The 19,602-nt window shown below is 65.2% G+C and carries 17 protein-coding genes; 10 read left to right on the top strand and 7 right to left on the bottom strand.

Going from position 1 to position 19,602, the window contains the following annotated elements; translation table 11 throughout:
* Positions 1-98: 98 nt before the first annotated feature.
* The 7 genes from K408_RS0104370 to K408_RS0104340 form a co-directional block, all read right to left on the bottom strand.
* Positions 99-662, bottom strand: coding sequence for a thioredoxin family protein (locus tag K408_RS0104370; RefSeq protein WP_024337035.1), 564 nt, complete (start codon positions 660-662; stop codon positions 99-101).
* A 29-nt stretch (positions 663-691) separates the two neighbouring features.
* Positions 692-1,390: a cytochrome c biogenesis CcdA family protein gene (locus K408_RS0104365; protein ID WP_024337036.1), complete on the bottom strand. Its 699-nt coding sequence runs from the start codon at positions 1,388-1,390 to the stop codon at positions 692-694.
* 293 nt (positions 1,391-1,683) lie between these two features.
* Positions 1,684-2,295, bottom strand: a complete 612-nt coding sequence (locus K408_RS0104360; RefSeq protein ID WP_024337037.1) for a sigma-70 family RNA polymerase sigma factor — start codon at positions 2,293-2,295, stop codon at positions 1,684-1,686.
* Between the two features lie 377 nt (positions 2,296-2,672).
* A complete protein-coding gene (locus K408_RS0104355) occupies positions 2,673-3,410 on the bottom strand; it encodes a response regulator (protein WP_024337038.1) in 738 nt (245 codons plus the stop codon).
* Positions 3,411-3,420: 10 nt separating this feature from the next.
* Complete coding sequence (locus K408_RS0104350) at positions 3,421-5,166, bottom strand: ATP-binding response regulator (protein ID WP_024337039.1); 1,746 nt, start codon at positions 5,164-5,166, stop codon at positions 3,421-3,423.
* Positions 5,136-7,214, bottom strand: coding sequence for a sensor histidine kinase (locus K408_RS0104345; RefSeq protein WP_024337040.1), 2,079 nt, complete (start codon positions 7,212-7,214; stop codon positions 5,136-5,138). Before K408_RS0104345 ends, K408_RS0104350 begins: the two co-directional genes overlap by 31 nt.
* Before the next feature lie 6 nt (positions 7,215-7,220).
* Positions 7,221-8,216, bottom strand: coding sequence for a TRAP transporter substrate-binding protein (locus K408_RS0104340; RefSeq protein ID WP_024337041.1), 996 nt, complete (start codon positions 8,214-8,216; stop codon positions 7,221-7,223).
* A 296-nt stretch (positions 8,217-8,512) separates the two neighbouring features.
* Between K408_RS0104340 and ugpB the strand changes: the two genes are divergently transcribed.
* From ugpB to K408_RS0104290, 10 genes are all read left to right on the top strand, one after another.
* On the top strand, positions 8,513-9,835 hold the full coding sequence (gene ugpB / locus K408_RS0104335; protein ID WP_028145796.1) for a sn-glycerol-3-phosphate ABC transporter substrate-binding protein UgpB: 1,323 nt from the start codon (positions 8,513-8,515) through the stop codon (positions 9,833-9,835).
* A gap of 185 nt (positions 9,836-10,020) precedes the next feature.
* Positions 10,021-10,962, top strand: a complete 942-nt coding sequence (locus K408_RS0104330; RefSeq protein WP_028145795.1) for an aminoglycoside phosphotransferase family protein — start codon at positions 10,021-10,023, stop codon at positions 10,960-10,962.
* Between the two features lie 288 nt (positions 10,963-11,250).
* A complete protein-coding gene (locus K408_RS0104325; protein ID WP_024337044.1) occupies positions 11,251-12,873 on the top strand; it encodes an ABC transporter substrate-binding protein in 1,623 nt (540 codons plus the stop codon).
* Between the two features lie 194 nt (positions 12,874-13,067).
* Positions 13,068-14,081, top strand: a complete 1,014-nt coding sequence (locus K408_RS0104320) for an ABC transporter permease (RefSeq protein WP_024337045.1) — start codon at positions 13,068-13,070, stop codon at positions 14,079-14,081.
* A gap of 9 nt (positions 14,082-14,090) precedes the next feature.
* Entirely contained in the window at positions 14,091-14,990 is a 900-nt protein-coding gene (locus K408_RS0104315) for an ABC transporter permease (protein ID WP_024337046.1), read from the top strand.
* Positions 14,991-15,084: 94 nt separating this feature from the next.
* Positions 15,085-16,851, top strand: coding sequence for a dipeptide ABC transporter ATP-binding protein (locus tag K408_RS0104310; RefSeq protein WP_024337047.1), 1,767 nt, complete (start codon positions 15,085-15,087; stop codon positions 16,849-16,851).
* A gap of 15 nt (positions 16,852-16,866) precedes the next feature.
* Positions 16,867-17,046 (top strand): DUF4089 domain-containing protein, encoded by a 180-nt coding sequence (locus tag K408_RS0104305; protein WP_024337048.1) that lies wholly within the window; start codon positions 16,867-16,869, stop codon positions 17,044-17,046.
* 7 nt (positions 17,047-17,053) lie between these two features.
* On the top strand, positions 17,054-18,448 hold the full coding sequence (locus K408_RS0104300; RefSeq protein WP_024337049.1) for an AtzE family amidohydrolase: 1,395 nt from the start codon (positions 17,054-17,056) through the stop codon (positions 18,446-18,448).
* Positions 18,449-18,460: 12 nt separating this feature from the next.
* Positions 18,461-18,856: an oxalurate catabolism protein HpxZ gene (gene hpxZ / locus K408_RS0104295; RefSeq protein ID WP_024337050.1), complete on the top strand. Its 396-nt coding sequence runs from the start codon at positions 18,461-18,463 to the stop codon at positions 18,854-18,856.
* The gene (locus K408_RS0104290; protein WP_024337051.1) at positions 18,853-19,575 is read left to right on the top strand and encodes a GntR family transcriptional regulator; all 723 of its coding nucleotides are present in this window, start codon (positions 18,853-18,855) and stop codon (positions 19,573-19,575) included. The genes hpxZ and K408_RS0104290 overlap by 4 nt, the downstream gene beginning before the upstream one ends.
* Positions 19,576-19,602 lie beyond the last annotated feature (27 nt).

Raw genomic sequence — 19,602 nt, 5'->3', positions numbered from 1 at the left:
CGGGCGGCTAATTCCGTCGCCCGCGAAACTCTACGGGCGGGTCCGCGGTGTCAAGCAACAAGGGACAGCGGAGACCCGCCGCGCGATGGCTGCGCGCGTCAGCTGGCGACGTTCAGCAGCTTTGCCACGGTGCGCTCGATCTGGTCGTAACTGCCTTCGCCGGCGTGCCGGAATACGATCTTGCCGCTCTGGTCGATGATGTATTGCGCCGGCCAATATTGGTTGCGGTAGGCGTTCCAGGTCTTGGAATTATTGTCCTGAGCCACCGGATAGGCGATGCCGTGGCGCTTCAGCGCGGCCTGCACGTTCGAAGCCGAGCGCTCGAACGGGAACTCCGGCGTGTGCACGCCGACCACGACGAGGCCCTTGTCCTTGTACTTGGCGTAGAGGTCGTTGACGTGCGGCAGCGTGTTGACGCAGTTGACGCAGCCATAGGTCCAGAAATCAACCATCACGACCTTGCCGCGGAGGTCGGCCATGGTCAGCGGTTTCGAATTGAACCAGTTGGTGATTCCGGTGAAATCGGGCGCGTTCTCCTGGCTCGCGGCAGCGACGCGCAAGGGTGCCGCGCCGGACACCTCGTCGCAGACGCCGGGGATAACGGCCCCGGTGACGGTGAAGCCGGTCAGTGCGGCGGCCATGGCGAGCAGTTTGAAAGTCATGAAGGGTTCTCCGGTGAATGAGGCGATGATCACAGGCCGATCTGGCCGGTGGGATAGAAGCTGGTAAGCCAGGCCACGATCAGCGTGTCGTATTGGAAGTAGGCGGAGAGGGCGAAGCCGATCACGACGACGCCAAAGCCCTGCTGCAGCCGCGGCGATATCCGCGCGAGGCTGCGCACACGCGTGGTCGCGGCCTGTCCGCCATAAGCGATCGCGAGCATCGGGATCGCCGCGCCCATGGCATAGGCGACCAGCAGCGTGCTGGCCCAGGCAAGGTTCTTCGAGCTTGCGACCAGCGTCAGGATCGAGCCGAGCACGGGCCCGGCGCAGGGTGTCCATACCAGGCCCAGCGTGGTGCCGAGCACGAGACCGCCGAGCGCGCCCTCGCGCTGCACTCCGCTGGATGCGCCGAGATCGAGCCAGCCGTTGAGCCGGATCGAGAGCCATTCGAACGGCGCCGGCCACAGCATCAACAGGCCGAAGCCCAACAGCAGGATCGATGCGGCCTCGCGCAAAACGGTCGGATCGAAGTCGAACAATTGTGTGATCGCGCCGAGCAGCAGCGCGGTCGCTGAGAACGACATGACGAAGCCGAGCGCGATCATCGCCGGCCGCAAATGTCCTGCGCGTCCGATCGAAGCGCCGAGCAAAATCGGCAGCATCGGCAGCGTGCAGGGCGCCGCGACGGTGAAGATGCCGGCAAGGACGGCGAGGCTGAGTTCGAGCATCGGGGCACTCGTGAGGGAAGTCACGAGCAATTCGGGCGCGATGCGTCGGGCGTTACCTGGCGTCACACGTTCGTGACCCGCGGGCACCCAAATACAAAACGACCCGGAGGGGGGCATCCCGTCCGGGTCGTTGGAGGTCTTGGAGGTCTAAGCAAAACCGTATGCGAAGTTTATAGGGCGGAAGTTTTTCCGGCTGATGTTGTGCTTTGTTTCAATTGTTTCGTCGGCGGTAACGCTTCCGTGTCCCTGGAGAGGGGCAGATCGATGCCCCTATCCAATTGAATTCGTTGAATTTAGGCGGCGAAGCGGTCGACGCCGGCGCCCTTAAGCAAATCGGCCAATTGCTTGCGGGCATAGAACATCCGGGTCTTCACCGTGCTCTGGGGAATGCCGATGATCTGGCCGACCTCCTCCACCGACTTCTCGTGGTAGTAGACGAGGTTGATGATCTCGCGATGTGCGGGCGACAGCTTCTGCACGCAGGCGCGCAGGATGGCGCTGGTGTCGCTGCGGTCAAGCGAGGTCTCCGGCGTATCGTTACCATCGGGAATCTGGCGCACGTCTTCCTGGTCGATGTCCTCGAAGCGGCGCTGGCGCATTGCGGTGAGTGCCTTGAAGCGGGCGATCGAGAGCAGCCAGGTCGAGACCTGCGAGCGGCCCTGGAATTGGCCGGCGGTGCGCCACACGTCGAGAAAAACCTGGCTGACCAGGTCTTCCGCCGTGGTCGCATCGCGCACGATGCGCAGGATGAAGCGGTACACCCGCACATTGTGCCGGCAATAGAGGATGTGCATGGCCGTCCGATTGCCGTCGGCAATGCTTTCGAGAAGCATGTCGTCCGAAGTCGCCTGAGCGGCAACGATGCTCTGGCTGGCCTGGGCGTTGATGGCGATGACGTTCGGCATGGACTTGGCTCCCCGTAGCGCCGCAACCGAGCGGCGTTTCCTTGAGCCGATGTGTTAATGAGCCAACGTTTCGGGACGTCTGCACGAAAAGGGAAAAATGGTTTCGTGCGCCGCCAAATTGTTTCGTCAGAACAGCCGGGACGAAACATTCGAGGCAAAAAGACGTGCAATTTCAATGTGCGGAAAATACGGGGTCAGGGATCTGGAGGCGGACGGGGCCGCCGCGGAACGTATTTCGGGGATTTGCGTTCGGCCGAGCCGTTTACCCCTTCATTCCGGGACGATGCACGGCGTCGAGCCAGGGTGCGCAATTGCGCATCTGAGAATCTCGAGAGTCCGGGTCCGCCCTTGGGGCGCCCCGGAATGACGTTAAAGCCCTACGCCTTCTCGCCCTGCGGCGAGAACAGGTAGCCGCCGCCGCGGATGGTGCGGATCACGGCGGGCTTTGCCGGATCGGGCTCGATCTTGCGGCGGATGCGCATGATGCGCAGGTCCACCGCGCGGTCGAAGGCTTCGGCATCGCGCGCATTGGCGAGCTCCAGCAGGCGCTCGCGCGACAGCACGCGCTTCGGGTTGGCCGCGAACACCTTGAGCAGCCCGAACTCGGAGGCCGTCAGCGGATGCTCGTTGCCCTCGTCGTCGCGCAAGGCCTGGGCTTCGAGGTCGAGCCATTTGGTGCCGAAGCGCACCAGCTGCTCCTTGTCCGATTTCGCCGCCGCCGCGTCGGGCGCGGCGGCCTTGGCCGGCACGCTCCGCCGCAGCACCGAGCGGATGCGCGCCATCAGCTCGCGCAGCTCGCACGGCTTTGCCACGTAATCGTCGGCGCCGAGTTCGAGCCCGACCACGCGGTCGATCGGGCTCGCGGTCGCCGTCAGCATGATGACCGGCACGTTGATGCGGCTCTTGAGGTCGCGAATGATCGAGAGCCCGTCTTCCTCGGGCATGTTGAGGTCGAGCACCACGAGATCGGGCATGCTGCCCTGGATCGCTGCCCGCAGCGACTTGCCGCCGTCGCACAGCGTCACGGTGAAGCCGTGCATCTTGAGGTAATCGCCGACCATCTCCCGGGCCGGGGCCTCGTCGTCGACGATCATGATGTGCTGGCTTTGGGTCATGGTCTTTGCATCACGGCATTTCGGTCGCGGGGAGGGTCATGGTGAAGGTCGAGCCCTTGCCGGGGCCGTCGCTGTCGGCGGTCACCTCGCCGCCGTGCATGTCGATGATGCGCTTGACGATGGAGAGCCCGAGCCCCGTCGAACTCTCGCCGGCGGTCGGCTTTGCCGACAGCCGCTGGAACCGGCCGAACAGGCGGCCGAGATCCTCGGGCGACAGGCCGGCGCCCTCGTCGCTGACGCGCACGATCGTGTCGCTGCCTTCATGGGTGACGGTCACGTCGATCCTGCCGCCGATCGGAGAGTACTTGATGGCGTTGCTGATGAGGTTGTCGATCGCTTCGCGGATGCGGTCGATGTCGCACATTGTGACGATATTGGGCGGGGCGGTGACGCTGATCGTCTGCTGCTTGTTGACCGCGAGCGGCTGGTTGGCCTCGGCGACCTCCTTGACCAGGGTGGCGACATCGACCGGCTCGCGGCGGATGGTGATGTCGAAGGCATCGGCCATCGCATCCGAGATCAGATGGTCAACCATCGTGGTCAGTCGCTTGGTGGCGTCGCGGATGTGATCGACCTGGGCGACCACGCCGGCTTCCGATGCGCCGGTCGAGATCAGCTCCTTCAGCATCTCGGTGCGGCCGAGGATGACGCCGAGCGGATTCTTCAAGTCGTGGGCAACGGTGCCCAGGATCTCGTTCTTGAAGCCGTTGGCGCGCTGCAGCCGCAGCCATTGCGCCGAGAGGCGGCGGTTGGCCTGCATCAGCGCGCGGGTGCGCTGGGCGACGCGGTCTTCCAGCTGCGCGTTGGCGTCCTGGAGCTGCTGGTAGAGGATCACGTTGTCGAAGGCGATCGAGAGCCGGCTGGAGAAGATCTCGACCAGCGAGCGGTCGGTCTCGGAGAGCTCGCGCTCGGCCTGCAGCAGCACCACGACCTCGCGTCCGCTTCCGGTGCGCAGGTAGATCACGCTGCGGTGGTCGGCGAATTCGTTCTTGCGGCGCTGGAACGCCGCCTCCACCATCTCGCGCAGCTCGGGGTCGAGCGCCTTCGACGAGGTGAAGCCGATGAAGCGGCTGTAGCAGCCGCTGCCGGCGAGCACCGAGAGCTCGGGATCGATGCCGCCGTTGTCGCGCAAGACCAGGATGCCGGCGCAATCGACGTTGAGCAGCGAGGCGAGCTGGGTCAGCACGCCCTCGGCGAGGCGCTGCATCGACTTGAAGTCGTACAGCGTCGAGGCGGCGTCGATGATGATCTCCAGCCCGCGCCGGGTCTGCACCATGCGCTCGAGCTGCTGATAGGAGCGCAGCGCGGCGGTCAGCGAGGTGAACAGCTTGTCTGCGGTGAGCTCGGTCTTGGCCTTGTAGTCGTTGATGTCGTACTGCACGATCACGCGCCGCTCCGGCGCCTGACCCGGCTGGCCGGTACGCAGGATGATGCGGACGGTCTCGTTCCTGATCTCGTTGCGGATGTACTCGACCAGTTCGAGCCCGGCGACGTCGGTCTCCATGATGACGTCGAGCAGCACGGCGGCGATGTCGCTGTGCTCGGCCATCAGCTTGCGGCCTTCCGCCGCGGAATAGGCCGACAGAATCTCCAGGCTCTGGCCGTTCAGGCTGTAGTCCGAGAGGGCAAAGCGCGTGCCGTCATGCACGGCCGGATCGTCGTCGATGACGGCGATTTTCCATTTCCGGGCGTTGGCATCCTCCGGCGCGATACCGGTATCGTCGATCAGGTGGAGGACATCGTCCTGTTCGGCCATTGAGAAGTCCCGTCGGTCTCTGTGCTTTGCGCGCCGCCCTTGGCGATGCGGGGCATGATAATGCGAAAAGTAGTGCCTTGTCCCAGCTTGGATTCCAGCATCATGCGGCCGCCGAGCTGCTGGGTGACGAGGTTATAGACGATATGCAGGCCGAGTCCCGTGCCGCCTTCATTGCGCCGGGTGGTAAAGAAAGGGTCAAAGGCCTGGCGCTGCACGTCCGGGGTCATGCCGGCCCCGTCATCGCTGAAGATGATCTCGATGTCCTCCGTCCCGCGCGGCCGCGCCGAGATCGTGATTGTGCCGGCGCGCCCGTCGGCGAAGGCGTGGTTGGCGGCGTTGAGGAACAAATTGGTCAGGATCTGGCCGTAGGAGCCGGGATAGCCGTCCAGCAGCAGCCCTTCGGGCACGTCGACCTCCAGCGTGATCGGCGAGCGCTTCAGCACCGGGCGCAGGCTGGCGATGATCTGGTCGGTGGCTTCGCTCAGGCTGAACTGCCGCCGCTCGGCGTGCGAGCGGTCGACCGCGACCTGCTTGAAGGACTGGATCAGCTCGCCGGCGCGCTGGAGGTTGGCGACCAGCTGCTGCGAGGCGTCGCGCGAGGATTGCACGAACTCCTCCAGCTGCGAGCGGCGCAAGCCGCCCTCGCCCTTGAGCTGGGCCTCGAAGATCTCGGTGCGCCGGGCAAGACTCGAAGCAACGGTCAGGCTGATCCCGATCGGATTGTTGACCTCGTGGGCCACGCCGGCGACCAGTCCGCCGAGCGCGGCGAGCCGCTCCGCGTCGATCAGGTTCTGCTGGGCGGCGTTGAGCTCGAGCAGCGCGCTCTCGGCCTTTTCCTTGGACGCACGCAGCTCGTCCTCGGTCTGGCGCTTGGCGATCGCGTTCTCGCGGAACACTTCCACCGCGCGCGCCATGGCGCCGACCTCATCGCGTGCCTTGGTGCCCTGTACCTCGCGGTCGAGATCGCCGAGCGTGATCGCGCGCATCGCTGCCATGATCTGCTGCAGCGGCAGGCGAATCGACAGCGCGATCAGCACGCCGGCGGTGAGGATGATGCCGAGGAAGATCACCGCGATCGACAGCACGCGGCGGGAAATGTCGGCAAGCGTGCGGTCAAACGTCTCCTGCGCCTTCTGCTCGCGCTGGCGCATCTTGGTCGAGAGATCGTCGATGGCGCCGATCGCCTCGGCCTGGCTGGCGTCGATGGTGTTGCGCAGGAGCTCGGTGCGGCTGGCAAGCTGCTCGGACAGCTTGGCAAATCCCTCGCGCAGCGCTGCAGTGCGGGACGCGAGCCGCCGCAGCGCCATCCTCTGGAGGTCGTTGTCGGCGAGATCGATCATCACGGGGATGGTCTTCTCGATCGTCTCGGTGTTGCGGCGCGCGTCGTCGGCCGCGCCTGACGACAGCGAAAGATAGTAGGAATTGGCCGCCACCAGCATCGCGGTGAAGGCCTCCCGGGATTTCCCCAGCGAGGGCCAGATCAGCGCGTCGCGATGGCCAGTGGCGCCCTCGATGATGGAGTAGAGGCCGGCCATGTCCCTGGCCGGGCCCTGCACCTGCTCCTCGTAGGTCTTGGCGATGGTGGCCTGCACGCTGCGCAGCTCGCCGAAACCGTTGAGGAAGCGGTCGGTGGTGCGCTCCAGCTCCTCGACCGAGCCTGCGAGCATCGGGTCCTTGGCGGCGCGGTTTGTCAGGGTGCCCAGCACCGCCTCGCGCAGCAGGAGGATCTCGGCGAACAGGTCCGGGCTCGGCTGATTGATGTAGCGGTGAATCAGGTTTTGCAGCCGCCCGGTCTCGCTTTCGAGCAGCGCGAGGATACGGTCGGACTCGCGCACCTGGCGCACATCGTCCCAGGCCGACCCCAGCACCTGCGCGCCGTTCCAGATCATCGCCACCAGGACGACGACAACGGCGGAGTTCAGCCCGGCGATCGACAGGATGCGCCAGCGGATCGGCACTGCCCGCAGGACGCCGACGAGTCGCGCCCGCAGCTGCCCGATCGAGCCGGGCGGCCTGTCCGCGTGTTCGCTATGTCCGAGCCCGGGCAAGAAGCTCTACTCCACCTTGCGAATACGTTCGATCAGCGCGGCCGCGGCCGGATCGCGCCCGGCCTTGTCGTAGATCGCCGTCATCGCCTCCTCGAACGGCCTGCGGTCGATCTCCTTGATGATGGTCACGCCCGCGTCCTGCGCCTTGCGCTGCGACTGCTCCTCGAGGTCGCGCCACTTCTCGCGCATGAACCGGCTGGAGCGTTCCGCCGCCTCCTTGAAGATCGTCTGCTCCTCCGCCGAGAGGCTTTTCCAGGCCTTGAGCGAGATCACCAGCACCTCCGGGCTCATCGTGTGCTCGGTGAGCGTGTAGTGGCCGGCATGCTTGTAATGGTCCGTCGTCACGAAAGATGGCCAGTTGTTCTCGGCGCCGTCGATCAGCTGGTTGGCGAGCCCGGTGAGCACCTGTCCGTATGGCAGCTCGACCGGTTCGGCGCCGAGCGCGCGCATCATCTGGCTCATCAACTCCGACTGCTGCACCCGGATCCGCAATCCCTTGAGATCGGCGACAGTCTTCACCGGGCGAACGCCATTGTAGATCGACCGCGCGCCGGAATCGTAGAAGGTGAGCCCGACGAAGCCGTAGGGCTCGAAGCTGTTCAGGATCTCGCTGCCGATGGGTCCGTCCAGCACCTTCTGCATGTGCTCGATGGACCGGAACAGGAACGGCATCGCGAGCACGTTCATCGCCGGAACGAAATTGCCGATCAGCGCCACGTTGGTCCGGTTGAGGTCGATCGCGCCGGCCCGGGTCTGCTCGATGGTCTCCTTTTCCTCGCCGAGCTGGCGGGAATGGAACACCTTGATCTCATGCCGGCCACTGGAGCGCTCGGCGATCAGGGCGCCCATGTAGCGCAGCGCCTGGACGGTCGGGTAATCCTCGGCCTGGGTGTCGGCGGCGCGAAATTCGCGCGCAACGGCGCCCGTCGTCCAGACGGCAAGCACAAGCGCGACGAAGATCACCCCGGTCCGCGAGAGTTCGGCACGGCTCAGCACTGGCACACTCAACCCCTCAGTGGTGGAGTCTATGGCAGATGGAAAAGGTTCAATGCAATCTAAAGCGTTTTCAAGCGAAGTGGAGACCGGTTGTCGTCAGCAAAACGTGTCAGAATAACAGTCCGGAGCCCGGTCCGATCGGAACGGCCCCCGGCAGATGGTCAAGGGACGGCCATCCCGCGTGATTCCGCAGGCCGATTGTGCGGCGCGGCCGGCGTTCATTCCCGGTTGAAACTGGGTATGTCGCGCCTTAAGCAGGGCAGCGGCGTTTTTTCGACCGCGGGCCGGGAAGAGCCATCCTGATGTCAGCCTTACGCCTCTTGCAGCTCGTTGCCGTCCTTGCGGCGCTTTCATTGGCCGCCCCCGCGCGTGCCGCGACCGAGATCGCGTGGTGGCACGCCATGTCCGGCGAACTCGGGCGGCAGCTCGAGAAGCTGGCCTCGGACTTCAACGCTTCGCAGTCCGATTACCGCATCGTGCCCGTCTACAAGGGCAATTACACCGAGACGGTCACAGCGGCGATCTTTGCCTTCCGCTCGCGCAGCCAGCCCGCGATCGTCCAGGTCAACGAGGTCGCCACCGCGACCATGACCGCGGCCAAGGGCGCGATCTATCCGGTGTTCAGCCTGATGCGGGACCAGGGCGAGCCGTTCTCGCTGGGCGATTACCTGCCCGCGGTTTCCGGCTACTACACCGATGCCGCCGGCAATCTCCTGTCCTTCCCGTTCAATTCCTCGACGCCGATTCTCTACTACAACAAGACCATGTTCCGCGACGCGGGCCTCGATCCTGACAAGCCGCCGAAAACCTGGCCGGACTTGGGGGCGGCTGCGAAGCGCCTGCGCGACCGTGGCGCTGCGTGCGGCTTCACCACGTCCTGGCCGTCCTGGATCCATGTCGAGAATTTCTCCGCCTTCCACAATCTGCCGCTGGCGACGCGGGCGAACGGCTTTGCCGGATTGGATGCGGGACTGACCATCGACAATCCGGTGCTCGTCCATCATGTCGCGGCGCTCAGCGAGTGGCAGAAGACGAAGGTGTTCGACTACAGCGGCCGCGGGCAATCGGCCGAGCCGCGCTTCCAGAAGGGCGAATGCGGCATCTTCATCGGCTCCTCGGCGACCCGCGCCGACATCAAGGCCAATTCGAAGTTCGAGATCGGCTACGGCATGATGCCGTACTGGCCCGACGTGAAGGGCGCGCCGCAGAACTCGATCATCGGCGGTGCCACCTTGTGGGTGCTGCGCGACCGTCCTCGCGAGGAATACAAGGGTGTGGCGCGGTTCTTCGCCTACCTGTCGCAGCCCGGCGTGCAGGCTGCCTGGCATCAGAACACCGGCTATCTGCCTGTGACCCGCGCCGCCTTCGAGCTGACGCGCTCGCAAGGCTTCTACGAGCGCAATCCGGGCTCGGCGATCTCGTTCGAGCAGATCACGCTCAATCCGCCGACGGAGAATTCCAAGGGCATCCGGCTCGGCTCCTTCGTCCTGATCCGCGGCGCGATCGAGGACGAGCTCGAGCGCGCCTTCGCCGGCCAGAAGAGCGCGCAGGAAGCGCTTAGTTCCGCTGTCGAGCGCGGCAACAAGATCCTGCGCCAGTTCGAGCGTGCAAGTCCGGAGCGCTAGGGACGATCTGAGCGCGCGCCTCGTCCTTCGAGACGCCCGCCTCCGGCGGGCTCCTCAGGATGAGGCTAGGCAGCGCCGGTGCCGGTGACAATGCTGCCGCGCAACAGCTCCTCATCTGAGGAGCCCGCAAAGCGGGCGTCTCGAAGGACGGCCCGCAAGGACACTGTTTGCAGAATGCAAGCCCGATGAGATTGCCAGACCTCACCGACGCCGAAAGCTTCCGCGCCTTCCGCTCCGATGCGGCGCGTTGGTTGCCGGTCGCGCTCGACATCGCGCGCAGCCACGGGCTCGACGCCAGCGCGCCGCATGTGTTTCCAACCGGGACCAACCTCGTCGTCGGGCTCGGCGGCGGGCTGATCCTCAAGATCTTCCCCCCGCTCTTGCGTGCGCAATTCGTCTCCGAGCGCGCCTCGCTGGCACAGCTCAAGGGTCGCCTCGATCTGCCGATCCCGGAGATCGTCGCCGAGGGCGTGCGAGACGGCTGGCGCTATCTGATCATGACGCGCCTTGCCGGCACGCTCGGTTCGGAAGTCTGGCCGCAGCTGCCGGAAGACCAGAAGGAGCGCCTGCTGCGCCAGATCGGGGAGACCATCGCGAGCGTGCAGCGCGCCCCGCTCGGCGCGCTCGCGCATCTCGAGCCGCGCTGGGACGAATTCATGCGCGCCCAGATGCAGGGCTGCGAGGCACGGCATACGCGTCTTGGCCTCGCGCCCAAATTCCTGAGGGGCCTCGACGATCTCCTGCGCGATGCCGCCGAGCTCATCCCGATGGATGCGCCGCCGGTGATCCTGATCGGCGAATACATTCCCGAGAACTTCTTGCTCGCCTGCGATGACGGCCAGTGGTCGCTCGCCGGGCTGTTCGACTTCGGCGACGTGCTGGCGGGATGGCGCGATTACGACCTGCTCGGCCCCAGCGCCTTCATGGCGGCGGGCCGGCCGGGGAGGGTCAAAAGCCTGCTCGAGGGTTTTGGCTATGAGAAGCTCGACTTCGTCCTCAAGCGGCGCCTGATGGCTCTGATGCTGCTGCACCGCGCCAGCGACCTCAACGGGCACATCTGCGTCGAGGGCTGGCAGGGGAGGGCGAAGGATTTGGTCGAGCTGCAGGAGCTGATCTGGGCGGGCTGATGACTCGACGCGCCTCGGAATGACGCCGATGGTGCCGCTGTATCGCGACGTTCAGAAGGATCATTCTGCTGCCGCCCTTCGAATGAGCGGCCGTACTAATTGCACATATTGTGTGCAGTATGCCGATCATTGTATGCAATCTAAGCTGCCCTCCCCACGTCGCGGTTTGCGGCTTTGGCGGCTAGATAAGAGCAATATCAGTGGCTTATGGGCTATGTAACGCCTCGTTAAGCTCTGGCACGAACCTTGCGAATCCGGTTCCAACGAAACATTGTTTTGGAGCCTTTCATGAAGCGCCGCGATTTTCTCAAATCCGTTTCCGGACTGGCCGCCGGAGCGGCGCTTCCGGCCATGCCCTCGGTGATCTCCTCGGCCAAGGCCGACGCGCGTTCGGAGACACTCCTGATCGTCTCGGAGGGCGGCCCCAACAATCTCGACATCCACGGCGTCGGCACCAACGTGCCCGGCTATGAGGTGTCCTGGAACTGCTACGACCGCCTGATCACCCACGAGATGAAGAGCGGCCCCGGCGGGGTGCCCTATTACGACCGTGACAAGTTCAAGGGCGAGCTCGCCGACGACATGAAGATCGACGACATGTCGGTCACCTTCAAGCTGAAGAAGAACGCCAAATTCCACGACGGCACGCCGGTTACCGCGAAAGACGTGAAATGGTCGCTCGATCGCGCCGTCAGCGTCGGCGGCTTCCCGACCTTCCAGATGAGCGCGGGATCGCTCACCAAGGCCGAGCAGTTCGTCGTCATCGACGACCACACGGTGCGTGTCGACTTCCTGAAGAAGGACAGGCTGACGATCCCAGATCTTGCCGTCATCGTGCCCTGCATCGTCAATTCCGAGCTGGTGAAGAAGAACGCCAGCGAGAAGGACCCCTGGGGCCTCGAATTCACCAAGCAGCAGACCGCGGGCTCCGGCGCCTACAAGGTGGTGAAGTGGACGGCCGGCACCGAAGTGGTGATGGAGCGCAACGACGCCTGGGTCGGCGGTCCCCTGCCGAAGATCAAGCGCGTGATCTGGCGCATGGTGCCGCAGGCCGGCAACCGCCGGGCGCTGCTCGAGCGCGGCGATGCCGACATCTCCTATGAGCTGCCCTTCAAGGATTTCCAGGAGATGAAGGCCAACGGCAAGCTCAACGTGGTGTCGCTGCCGTTCTCCAACGGTATTCAGTATATCGGCATGAACGTGACCAAGCCGCCGTTCGACAATCCGAAGGTGCGGCAGGCCATGGCCTATGCGATGCCGTATCAGAAGATCATGGATGCCGTGCTGTTCGGCCTCGGCAATCCCATGTTCGGTGCGGCCAAGGACAAGCCGACCGAGGTCGCCTGGCCGCAGCCGCACAAGTTCAACACGGACATGGAGAAGGCGAAGGCGCTGCTGGCCGAGGCCGGTTACGCCAACGGCTTCGAGACCACGATCTCGTTCGACCTCAACTTCGCCGGCGTCAACGAGCCGCTCTGCGTGCTGGTGCAGGAGAGCCTCGCGCAGCTCGGCATCAAGACCACCATCAACAAGGTGCCCGGCGCCAACTGGCGCACCGAACTGAACAAGAAGGAGATGCCGCTCTTCACCAACGTGTTCTCGGGCTGGCTCGATTACCCCGAATACTTCTTCTACTGGTGCTATCACGGCAACAATTCCGTGTTCAACACCATGAGCTACAAGTCGGCCGCGATGGACAAGCTCATCGACGGTGCGCGCACCGCGGCGGCTGCCGGCGACAAGGCCGCCTACGATGCCGACGTCAAGGGCTTCGTCGACCTCGCCTACGCCGACATGCCGCGCATCCCGCTGTACCAGCCCTACGTCAACGTCGCGATGCAGAAGAACATCAGCGGCTATCAATACTGGTTCCATCGGAGGCTCGACTATCGCGCGATGGCGAAGGGGTGAGGGGATATGGGCGAGGTGAGCACGCTCTTCAGGCTCCCTCCCCCCTTGTGGCGGAGGGGTGGGGAGAGGGGTAGCCACGAACTCCGACCTCTCCCGGAGCCACCCCCCTCCCTAGCCCTCCCCCACAAGGGGGGAAGGAACGCAGCGGCGCACGGAGCGCGATCTCGTTTCAAAGCAAAGCGCGAGACGCCCTCATGCTGACCATGATCGCCAAGCGCCTGATGTTCGCGATACCCTCGCTGATCGGCGTCGTCATAGTCACCTTCCTGCTGACGCGGGCGCTGCCCGGGGACCCCGCCGCCTATTTCGCCGGTCCCGCCGCAACGAAGGAAGCCGTCGAGCAGATCCGCAAGAAACTCGGCCTCGACAAGCCGCTGATCGAGCAGTTCTTCCGCTACACCAATGATCTCGCGCGCGGCGATTTCGGCAACTCGCTCACCACGGGACAACCGGTCGCGGCCGAGATCCGCAACCGCCTGCCGGCCTCTGCTGAACTCACGCTGCTCGGCCTGTTCGTCTCGGTGGCGATCGCGATCCCGCTCGGCGTGCTCGCCGCGACGCGGCCGGGGTCATGGATCGATCATCTCTGCCGTGTCACGACCACGGCCGGCGTGTCGCTGCCGGTGTTCTTCACCGGCCTCGTGCTGGTCTATGTGTTCTACTTCCGCCTCGGCTGGTCGCCGGCGCCGCTCGGGCGCCTCGACGTGTTCTACAGCGCGCCGCCGACCGTCACCGGCTTCTATCTGATCGACACCCTGGTCGCGCGCGATGTCGAGGCGTTTCGCTCCGCGCTGAGCCAGCTCATCCTGCCTGCAACCACGCTCGCGATCTTCTCCCTGGCGCCGATCGCGCGCATGACGCGCGCCTCGATGCTGGCGGTGCTGGCTTCGGAGTTCGTGCGCACCGCCCGCGCCAGCGGCCTGTCGCCATCGACCGTCATCGTCACCTACGCCTTCCGCAATGCGATGCTGCCCGTGATCACCACGCTCAGCATGGTGTTCTCGTTCCTGCTCGGCGCCAATGTGCTGGTCGAGAAGGTGTTCGCCTGGCCTGGCATCGGCTCCTACGCCGTCGAAGCGTTGATCTCGTCGGATTTCGCGCCGGTGCAGGGCTTCGTGCTGACCATGGCCGTCATGTACGTGCTGCTCAATCTCGTCATCGACATTCTCTACGGCGTGATTGATCCGCGTGTGCGACTGGAAGGGTAGGGGGATTCGATGAGCACCGTTGCGCCTGCCGTTGAACCTGTCGGTCCCGCGCGGACCTCGGGATGGGTCGCGATCCTCGATCAGACCCGCTACGTGCTGAGCGAGAACAAGGTCACCGGCTTTGCCTTCGCGCTATTGATCCTGATCCTCGCCGCCGCGATCCTCGGCCCCTACGTGGTCCCCTACGATCCGCTCGCCTCCGACACCGCCGCCGCCTTGAAGCCGCCATCGGCGGCGCATTGGTTCGGCACCGATCAGCTTGGGCGCGACATTTTCAGCCGGGTCATCGTCGCGACACGCCTCGATCTCTTCATCGCGGTCGCCTCGGTCGCGCTGGTGTTCCTGATGGGGGGCCTCGCCGGCATCGCGGCCGGCTATTTCGGCGGCTGGACCGATCGCATCGTCGGCCGCATCGCCGATACCATCATGGCCTTCCCGCTCTTCGTGCTGGCGATGGGCATCGTCGCGGCGCTCGGCAACACCGTGCAGAACATCATCCTTGCCACCGCGATCGTGAATTTTCCGCTCTATGCCCGCGTCGCGCGCGCCGAGGCCAATGTCCGCCGCAACGCCGGCTTCGTGCAGGCCGCGCGGCTGTCCGGCAACGGCGAATTCCGCATCCTCCTGGTGCACATCCTCCCGAACATCATGCCGATCATGATCGTGCAGATGTCGCTGACCATGGGCTACGCCATCCTCAACGCCGCGGGCCTGTCCTTCATCGGCCTTGGCGTGCGTCCGCCGACTGCCGAATGGGGTATCATGGTCGCCGAAGGCGCCGGCTTCATGGTCTCAGGCGAATGGTGGATCGCGCTGTTTCCGGGCCTTGCCCTGATGATCGCCGTGTTCTGCTTCAACCTTCTCGGCGACGGCCTGCGCGACATCGTCGACCCGCAGCGGAGGACGTGATGGCAAACGCCTGTCGCAAATTCTCCAACGATTTCAGTCGCGCCTCTACTGTGCATGGGGTTGTTTTCGAACTCTCGAGCGATGGGACGCGTTCATGACCGCCCCGCCTCTGCTCGACGTCCAGGATCTCACGGTCGAGTTCAGCACTCGCCGCGGCATCGTCAAGGCGGTGCAGCACGTCAACGTTTCCGTCGCCAAGGGCGAGACGCTGGCCATCGTCGGCGAGTCCGGCTCCGGCAAGTCGGTGACGTCCTATGCAGTGATGCGCATCCTCGACCGCGCCGGGCGGATCGCCGAGGGCTCGGTGATGTTTTCGGGCATCGACGTCAAGGCGGCGACCGAAGACCAGATGCGTGACCTGCGCGGGCGCGAAGTCTCGATGATCTTCCAGAACCCGCGCGCCGCGCTCAATCCGATCCGGAAGGTCGGCGACCAGATCGAGGATGTGCTGCGCACCCATGTGCAGCAGGCGATGGTTTCCGATCGCGGCGAGAAGGCCATCGAGGCGCTGGAGCAGGTCAAGATAGCCCGTCCGCGCGAGCGCTACCACGCCTATCCGTTCGAGCTTTCGGGGGGCATGTGCCAGCGCGTCGTCATCGCGCTCGCGCTCGCCTGCAATCCGCAGCTGCTGATCGCCGACGAGCCGACCACCGGCCTCGACGTCACCACCCAGAAGGCGGTGATGGACCTGATCGTCGAGCTGACCAAGCGACGTGCGATGTCGACAATCCTGATCACCCACGACCTGGGCCTCGCCGCCGCCTATTGCGACCGCGTCGTGGTGATGGAGAAGGGCCGCGTGGTCGAGACCGCCAAGGCCGTCGACATCTTCGCCAACCCGCAGCACCCCTACACCAGGAAGCTGATGCGTGCGACGCCGCGACTCGGCGTGTCCTTGCGAGACTTGCTGCCGGAGGAGGAGGGCGCAGCGGCGCAATCTCCGTCTGTCATGGCCGGGCCCGAACCGGCCATCCATCGAACTTCGAAAGACGCCCTTCCCTCGATGGGGGGGGACGAGAGTGCAAGGCCCCTCCTCTTCGTCGACAAGCTCGTGAAGGAATACCCCCGCCAGGGCGCGACCGCCGTACTGGGCAAATTGTTCAGCCGCAGGCCGCCGGTCGAGCCTGACGTGTTCCGCGCCGTCGACGGCATCTCCTTTGCCGTCGGCCATGGCGAGAGCGTCGGCCTGGTCGGCGAATCCGGCTGCGGCAAATCGACGACGTCGATGATGGTGATGCGGCTCCTGGACCAGACCTCCGGCCTGATCCAGTTCGACGGCGAGGACATATCCGCCATCGCACCATCGGCCTTTGCCCGGATGCCGCAGCGCAGCCGCATCCAGATGGTGTTCCAGGACCCCACCGACAGCCTCAACCCCCGCTTCACCGCCGCGCGCGCAATTGCCGATCCCATTATGCAGCTCGGCGACATCAAGGGCCGCGACGCGCTGCGAGCGCGCTGCGAGGAACTGGCCACCATGGTCGGCCTGCCGCACAATCTGCTCGACCGCTTCCCGCATCAATTGTCGGGCGGCCAGAAGGCCCGCGTCGGCATCGCCCGCGCCATCGCGCTGCATCCAAAACTCGTCATCCTGGACGAGCCGACCGCAGCGCTCGACGTCTCGGTACAGGCCGTGGTGCTCAATCTGCTCCAGGACCTGAAGCAGCGCCTAGGTATGAGCTATCTGTTCGTCTCGCATGATTTGAATGTGGTGCGCTTGTTGTGCGATCGTGTCATTGTGATGCGGACGGGACGGATCGTCGAGGAGGGCTCTTCCGAGCAGGTGCTCAGCGATCCCAAGGACGATTACACCAAGGAGCTGCTGACGGCGATCCCGCATCCGCCGTTGCCGGTGCACTGATTGCTTGAGAGCGTGATGGCCGAACCCCTGGACGACTATATCGACGCCGTATCGAAAGCTCTGGCGCTTCCGGTCGAGGAGGCCTGGCGGCCTTCGGTGCGTGCCAATCTCGACGTCTCGCTGCGGCTCGCCCGCCTCGTCGACGAATTCGCGCTGCCGGACGAGACCGAGCCGGCACCGATCTTCACGGCCTGATGCTGCCATGACCACAAAGCCGGAAATGACAGCCTCCGAGATCGCCAGCGCGGTTGCCGGCGGCAAGATGTCGGCGCTCGACGCCACCGAAGCCGCGCTTGCGCGCATCAAGCAGCATGATGGTGTCCTTAATTCCTTCACCGACGTCACTGCCGATCGCGCCCGCGCGAAAGCCCGCGCGATCGATGCGGATATCGCAGCGGGCAAGACAGTCGGCCCGCTCGCCGGCGTGCCGTTCGCGGTGAAGAACCTGTTCGACGTCGCTGGTCTGCCGACGAGGGCCGGCTCCAAGATCAACCGCGACCTCGCGCCCGCCAAGCGCGATGCCACGCTGATCGAGCGCATGGAAGCGGCCGGAGCTGTTCTCGTCGGCGCCCTCAACATGGGCGAATATGCCTACGACTTCACCGGCGAGAACATCCACGACGGGCCCTCGCGCAACCCGCACGACACGACGCGGATGAGCGGCGGCTCCTCCGGCGGTTCGGGCAGCGCCGTCGGTGGCGCGCTGGTGCCGATCGCGCTCGGATCGGACACCAACGGCTCGATCCGCGTGCCGTCCTCCTTCTGCGGCATCTTTGGCCTGAAGCCGACCTATGGCCGGCTGTCGCGGGCGCGCTCGTTCCCGTTCGTGGCGAGCCTCGATCATCTCGGCCCGTTCGCGCGCTCGGCCGCCGATCTCGCGCTCGCCTATGATGCGATGCAGGGGCCGGACGCGGAGGACAGCGCCTGCACGACGCGCGGCCTCGAGCCGACGCTGCCTTTGATCACCAATCCCATCTCGGACTTGCGCATTGCCATCGCCGGCGGCCACTTCCAGAAGAACGTGTTTCCGGAAGCGGTGGAGGCGATCGGCCGCGTTGCCAAGGCGCTTGGCGCAACGCAGGTGGTCGATATCCCGGAAGCTTCGCGTGCCCGCGCGGCGGCCTATGTCATCACCACGACCGAAGGTGCTTCGCTGCATCTCGATCGCCTCCGCAAGCGTCCGAACGATTTCGATCCGGCGGTACGTGACCGGCTGATCGCGGGCGCCATGGTGCCCGCCCCAATGGTCGATCGCGCGCAAAAGTTTCGCCGCTGGTATCGCGCGCAGCTTGCCGAGATCTTCAAGTCCGTCGACGTGCTGCTTGCGCCGGCGACGCCCTGCACCGCGCCGAAGCTCGGCCAGGTCAATTTCAATCTCGACGGCGTCGAGCTGCCGGTGCGTGCCAATATCGGCATCCACACGCAGCCGATCTCGTTCGTCGGCCTCCCTGTCGTCGCCGTGCCGGTGCCGCTCGAACCGCTGCCGATCGGCGTGCAGATCATCGCCGCGCCCTGGCGAGAGGACATCGCGTTGCGCGTCGCCCACACGCTGGAAAAGATGGGCGTAGCCGCCGCGCCCGCGCCGAGGGGACTTTGAGAGGATTTTGAGATGGAGATTGATCTCCCCGACGTGATCGCGGAAGTCAAAGCCGCGTTCGAACGCTATGAGCAGGCCCTCGTCAGCAACGACGTCGCTGTGCTCGGTGAGCTCTTCCGCAACGATCCCCGCACGCTGCGCTATGGCATCGGCGAGAACCTTTATGGCTACGAGGCGATCTCAGGCTTCCGCGCCGCCCGCTCCCCCGTCGGGCTGAATCGGCGCACCGCAAAGACCGTCATCAGCAGCTATGGCCGCGACACGGCCGTGGCCTCCACCCTGTTCTATCGCGACACGGCGCCCGGCAAGGTCGGCCGGCAGATGCAGACCTGGATACGCTTTCCGGAGGGATGGCGGGTCGTCGCCGCCCATGTCAGCATGATCGACGAGCCGAAAGAGACCGCATGACGCTTGATGATCTTCCGCGGGGAACACTACCGTCAGAGCCGGTAGTGCCGCGCGTTGACCGGGCGTTGCCGTCGCTGCAGAAGGTCACGCGCGCCGAGGAACTGCGCCTGCAGCTTGCCGACGAGATCGTGCGGGGAGCGCTGGCGCCGGGTGCGCCGCTCGACGAGACCGACATCGCGCGCCGCTTCAGTGTCTCGCGGACGCCGGTCCGCGAGGCGCTGCGCCAGCTCGTGGCGAGCGGGCTGGTCGAGGCGCGGCCCCATCGCGGCGCGGTGGTGGCGCGGCCATCCATCGCGCGGCTCAAGAGCATGTTCGAGGCGATGGCCGAGCTCGAGGCATTGTGCGCAGGCCTTGCCGCCGAACGCATGTCGGCGGCCGAGCGCCACGGCCTGGAAGCCATCCACGAGGAGCTGCGGGTGCTGAGCTACGCCGGCAATCCCGATCGCTTCCACGAGGTCAACGAACGCTTCCACAACGCGATCTATGCCGGTTCGCAGAACGGCTACATCGCCGAGATCACGTTGGCGACACGCGTGCGCGTGCAGCCGTTCCGCCGCGCCCAATTCCGCAATCTCGGTCGATTGGCGAAATCGCAGGCCGAGCACGACCGCGTCGTCGTCGCCATCATGCGCGGCGACAAGCAGGGTGCGGCCGCCGCGATGCGCGCGCATATCGAACTGGTGCGCGGCGAGTATGAGATCTACGCCGTTTCGGTTTGATGGTTATGCGTTCACCAGGAGGTGAAG

This window comes from Bradyrhizobium sp. in8p8 (genome assembly GCF_000426845.1).
GTDB lineage: Bacteria > Pseudomonadota > Alphaproteobacteria > Rhizobiales > Xanthobacteraceae > Bradyrhizobium > Bradyrhizobium japonicum_C.
Note: the sequence above shows the minus strand (reverse complement) of the source record. Positions and strands in the feature narration are given on the sequence as shown.

Bases quoted from the DNA above. Each gene is read 5' to 3' on its own strand.
- K408_RS0104355 (WP_024337038.1), bottom strand. From the start codon at position 3,410: ATGACCCAAAGCCAGCACATCATGATCGTCGACGACGAGGCCCCGGCC.
- K408_RS0104290 (WP_024337051.1), top strand. From the start codon at position 18,853: ATGACGCTTGATGATCTTCCGCGGGGAACACTACCGTCAGAGCCGGTA.
- ugpB (WP_028145796.1), top strand. From the start codon at position 8,513: ATGTCAGCCTTACGCCTCTTGCAGCTCGTTGCCGTCCTTGCGGCGCTT.
- K408_RS0104325 (WP_024337044.1), top strand. From the start codon at position 11,251: ATGAAGCGCCGCGATTTTCTCAAATCCGTTTCCGGACTGGCCGCCGGA.
- K408_RS0104330 (WP_028145795.1), top strand. From the start codon at position 10,021: ATGAGATTGCCAGACCTCACCGACGCCGAAAGCTTCCGCGCCTTCCGC.
- K408_RS0104315 (WP_024337046.1), top strand. From the start codon at position 14,091: ATGAGCACCGTTGCGCCTGCCGTTGAACCTGTCGGTCCCGCGCGGACC.
- hpxZ (WP_024337050.1), top strand. From the start codon at position 18,461: ATGGAGATTGATCTCCCCGACGTGATCGCGGAAGTCAAAGCCGCGTTC.
- K408_RS0104350 (WP_024337039.1), bottom strand. From the start codon at position 5,166: ATGGCCGAACAGGACGATGTCCTCCACCTGATCGACGATACCGGTATC.
- K408_RS0104360 (WP_024337037.1), bottom strand. From the start codon at position 2,295: ATGCCGAACGTCATCGCCATCAACGCCCAGGCCAGCCAGAGCATCGTT.
- K408_RS0104365 (WP_024337036.1), bottom strand. From the start codon at position 1,390: ATGCTCGAACTCAGCCTCGCCGTCCTTGCCGGCATCTTCACCGTCGCG.
- K408_RS0104310 (WP_024337047.1), top strand. From the start codon at position 15,085: ATGACCGCCCCGCCTCTGCTCGACGTCCAGGATCTCACGGTCGAGTTC.
- K408_RS0104300 (WP_024337049.1), top strand. From the start codon at position 17,054: ATGACCACAAAGCCGGAAATGACAGCCTCCGAGATCGCCAGCGCGGTT.
- K408_RS0104370 (WP_024337035.1), bottom strand. From the start codon at position 662: ATGACTTTCAAACTGCTCGCCATGGCCGCCGCACTGACCGGCTTCACC.
- K408_RS0104320 (WP_024337045.1), top strand. From the start codon at position 13,068: ATGCTGACCATGATCGCCAAGCGCCTGATGTTCGCGATACCCTCGCTG.
- K408_RS0104305 (WP_024337048.1), top strand. From the start codon at position 16,867: ATGGCCGAACCCCTGGACGACTATATCGACGCCGTATCGAAAGCTCTG.